Origin of the sequence: Puniceicoccus vermicola (assembly GCF_014230055.1) — a bacterium.
Lineage (GTDB): Bacteria > Verrucomicrobiota > Verrucomicrobiia > Opitutales > Puniceicoccaceae > Puniceicoccus > Puniceicoccus vermicola.
Genome location: NZ_JACHVA010000070.1, coordinates 1 through 3,587, shown reverse-complemented (window position 1 = coordinate 3,587; position 3,587 = coordinate 1). Strand labels below are relative to the sequence as shown.

General features: G+C 52.7%; 3 protein-coding genes. All 3 read right to left on the bottom strand.

All coding sequences use genetic code 11. The features are described 5' to 3' along the window. Window positions 1-71: 71 nt before the first annotated feature. Complete coding sequence (locus H5P30_RS07900) at window positions 72-392, bottom strand: MafI2 family immunity protein (RefSeq protein WP_185691223.1); 321 nt, start codon at window positions 390-392, stop codon at window positions 72-74. An 85-nt stretch (window positions 393-477) separates the two neighbouring features. Beyond that, window positions 478-888, bottom strand: a complete 411-nt coding sequence (locus H5P30_RS07895; RefSeq protein WP_185692414.1) for a hypothetical protein — start codon at window positions 886-888, stop codon at window positions 478-480. A 799-nt stretch (window positions 889-1,687) separates the two neighbouring features. Then, entirely contained in the window at window positions 1,688-2,995 is a 1,308-nt protein-coding gene (gene ltrA, locus H5P30_RS07890) for a group II intron reverse transcriptase/maturase (protein ID WP_185692383.1), read from the bottom strand. Between the last annotated feature and the right edge of the window lie 592 nt (window positions 2,996-3,587).

The following is a 3,587-nucleotide window of genomic DNA, read 5'->3' as shown; positions in this document are numbered from 1 at the left end:
AACGTCAAGAGGAGGGATGCTGAGTGAGCGGAGCGATCTCGGCATTCCTCTCGCTCGCCTTGTTAGCGTATTTATTTTTCAATTTCATATTCTCTCCGAGCAAAAACCAAACCATCTAATACATCGATATCACGAAGTAGCTTATCTGAGAAAAAACATTCTTCTTTCACTTTTTTTATTTCTTCTTTTGAGGATGTATTTGCCAAGATTTCTGTCATCACCATTGAGCACGATTCTCGATCAAAATCTGTAGGTTCTTTTTCTAGATAGTAGCGCAGTGTGAATTCTTTTGAATCTGTGAACTTAACCGCTATTGCTCGAATCGAAGGGTAGATTTCCCCGATAAGTGCGGATTGAATCCAAATACGCAACCAATGTGGAATCGATTTCATTTTTTTTGCTAACGTAGAGCACTATCGCGACTGAAGCGCGGAGCGCGAAAGGAGTTGATAGGTGTGACTGGATATATCCATTTTTTCAAGCGTAACCATAGCTGACAATCGTGAGCATCAAGTAGTTGGTCAACCAAAGACAAGCTAGGTGGATTGGGGCGTAGACTAGTGAAAACGCGTTTCTTTCCTTCGTGTATGTCAAAACCCAACCAAAGACGAGGGACAATCCGATGAACACTGTGACGAAATAGCCTGGGAGCGTGTCAAACGCCAGAATACTTGGAGTGCTACTATTCCTTTCGGCGATGAAGTGCCCGACTAGTCCAAGATAGTTAAATACAGCAAGAGCTGATAGAAGCTTCCAGCTCTGATTCTGTTTTTCTTTAAACCATTCCTTCTTCCGATTCCATTTCATGAAGAGCGGGATCAGGGAAACTACGGCTACCGGCAGGAAGAAGATTCCGATGAAGATGATGATATTTCGGGCTTCTTCCATTTTCTCATATATCGTGGAGGCTAGGCGGCCCAGCCTGTGGGGATCGGGGTTCTGTCGGTTGTCGATTTCACGAAGAGTAAATCTGGGTTGCCTAGGCCGTCTGGATATGGCTCCGATATTGGCCCTGGGGGTCGAATCCCGCAAGCGCATTTTCTCCGCTCACTCCACCCGGTTCTTGAACCACGGATTGCAGGTTCCATTCTCTTTCTACTTTCTTCTCTTATCTGCGCCCATCGGAGGAATTTGCTGCGCCCATTCGGTTGCTCGTCACTTCGTTCGAAAGTGGTTCGTCAATTCTTTCCCATATCGATGAGGCTAGGCAACCCGGCCTACGAGGTCCAGACTTCTATGGATTGTCGATTCCACGGGCGAGTTCATCGGGTTGCCTACGCTGACTGGTTAGCTTCGTTCCTTTTCTACTGGTGGATGGCCAGTTGAAAACCAACAATCCAGAATGGAAAAGGAACGATGGCTGATACCACCTGCATCCACTCCTTCTTTGTTACTTTCCGCATTGTCCAAACCACAATCGAAGTGGCGACCGACAATAGAAATGCTCGAATCATCACTCCTTCATCCATCGGAGATGATCTCGAAACGAACGAAATTACGGTTGAAAGACAAAGCACTAGGTAACCGGAAACCCCGATGAGTATCCATACGTTTCCAACAGTTCTCATTTTTCAGCATCAAGGTAGGACCGTCCGTTGCCGGACGGCCCCCTCGCAGATCCCTGCGTGCGGGACTACCGCACAGGGCTCCTCTGAGCGGTCGCGCAGTGGAGTGGACCGGGAGGCTTTCATCTGTAGGAGAGAGTCCATGAGACGGATCGTTGGAAGGGTTTTTCTACGATATGAGGGTTAGGGATAGCGAGGGTAATCCACATCCGGGAGAACCCCGTCCAGTTGTAGCTGAGTCTTTGGCTGCGGCGGTTCAGGGCACGGAAGATAATCTTCCGCGCCAGAGTCCAGTACTGCCAAAGGCGGTCCGAGTTCCCGATCACTCCGTAGTAGTTGAAGTAACCGGCAAACCTACGCCGGAGGATGACAGCCAGTTCCTTCAGAGGCCGACTCCGGTTATTCCGCATCCATTCTTTAAGCCCGGAGAGCGAAGCCCTGAACTTCTTCTTGGACGTTCGCCGTTTGACGGTGACCCGACCCTTGCGGGTCCGAGCCCAGTAGAACTCGAATCCCAGAAAGGCAAAACAGCCACTGCCTTCGAGATCGCACCGACTGAACCTCAGGATGGCACTCTTGTCAGCGGCCATGCTCAACCCGAACTTGGCCATTCGGCGTGGCAGTTCCGAAAAGAACCGCTCGGCCTCGCTGCCATATTCGAATCCGACGACAAAGTCATCTGCATAGCGCATGCAGACGTGCGCCCCCCGAAGACCTTTCGGCAAGACCTTCTCCACCCACAGGTCCAATGCGTAGTGCAGGTAGATGTTGGCCAGAACAGGCGAGATGATCCCCCCTTGCGGGGTTCCCGTTGCCGGGTGGATCACTTCACCGGCCTCTTGCAGGATTCCGGCTTTGAGCCACTTGCGGATTAGACGAATGAACGCTTGATCGTCCACCCGCTCCTCCAGCATCCGACACAGCCAGTTGTGATCGACGTTCTCGAAGAACCCCTCGATGTCCGCCTCCACTACCCAGTGCACTCGTTCGAGAACGAGTCGTTCGCGCAGTTCCTGGCTCGCATCGCGCGCTCCCCGCTTCGGCCGATACCCTTTACTCATATCCAGAAAGTCCGCTTCGTAAATTGCTTGCAGCAACTTGCTCGCGGCCATCTGAACGATCTTATCTTCCAACGCGGGTATGCCCAAAGGCCGCAGCCTACCGCCGCCCTTGGAGATAAACCGCCTCTTTACGTGCTGGGCCCGATACCGCTTGGCGACCAGACGCTCCAACAACCCACGCAGATTCCCGTCCAAGTCCTTCTCGTAGTTCTCCACGCTCACACCGTCCACTCCCGTGGCCGCGTGGCGACGAAGCTCGTAAAAGCTCTCGTACAGCATCGGCAGGTTGATCTCTCGATACAGAGAACGAAACCGATACTTCGGCTCCTTCCCCGCTTTCTCTCTCAGTCCGAGCAGGGTGCTTGACACGCTCTTGTTCGGGACAGTCCTTCCCGAGGCGTGTGCGCTTTGCCCGTGTAACCGCTCAGCCCGCTCCTTCCCCCCGTGATCGGCCCTACCGTCTCCGAGTAATACGAACGAGTCTGACTCCTGTTTGTCCTTCGACTGCATCTCCGGTTAGTTGATGCCTCCTACCTCTTTCCAGAGGAAACAAACAGGCCTCCCAAGTTCAAGGACGCTTCTTTGCATGCATGCCACGGCTTCGAACCCCGACGGGCCGAACAATGCCTTACCATTGCGGCATTGCCCGTGCTGACTTCCGCGCACGTTAAAACCGTCGTCACCCGCATCTGCACTCTTTACGGGGCTAAATTGCCTTCGGGGACTGCGACTCCCCTGCGGCCTGCATGCTTCCCTGTGTACGCTTCGTCGATGTCGTTCCGCCATCCCGACACGCTTCCATGTGGATAACGCATCGGGCTCCGCCTCTAAAAGCGGCAATCCTTCTAATGGCTTAGCTGACATCAGCGCAACACTCGGTAGTTTCTGTTTGGTTATTACTTTGAAACGTCCGGACTTTCACCGGACAAGAAGCGCCTCGCTTCGCTTGGCGCACTAACGT

Excerpts from the sequence above, each read along its gene's own strand:
- H5P30_RS07900 (WP_185691223.1), bottom strand. The coding sequence starts at position 392 with ATGAAATCGATTCCACATTGGTTGCGTATTTGGATTCAATCCGCACTT.
- H5P30_RS07895 (WP_185692414.1), bottom strand. The coding sequence starts at position 888 with ATGGAAGAAGCCCGAAATATCATCATCTTCATCGGAATCTTCTTCCTG.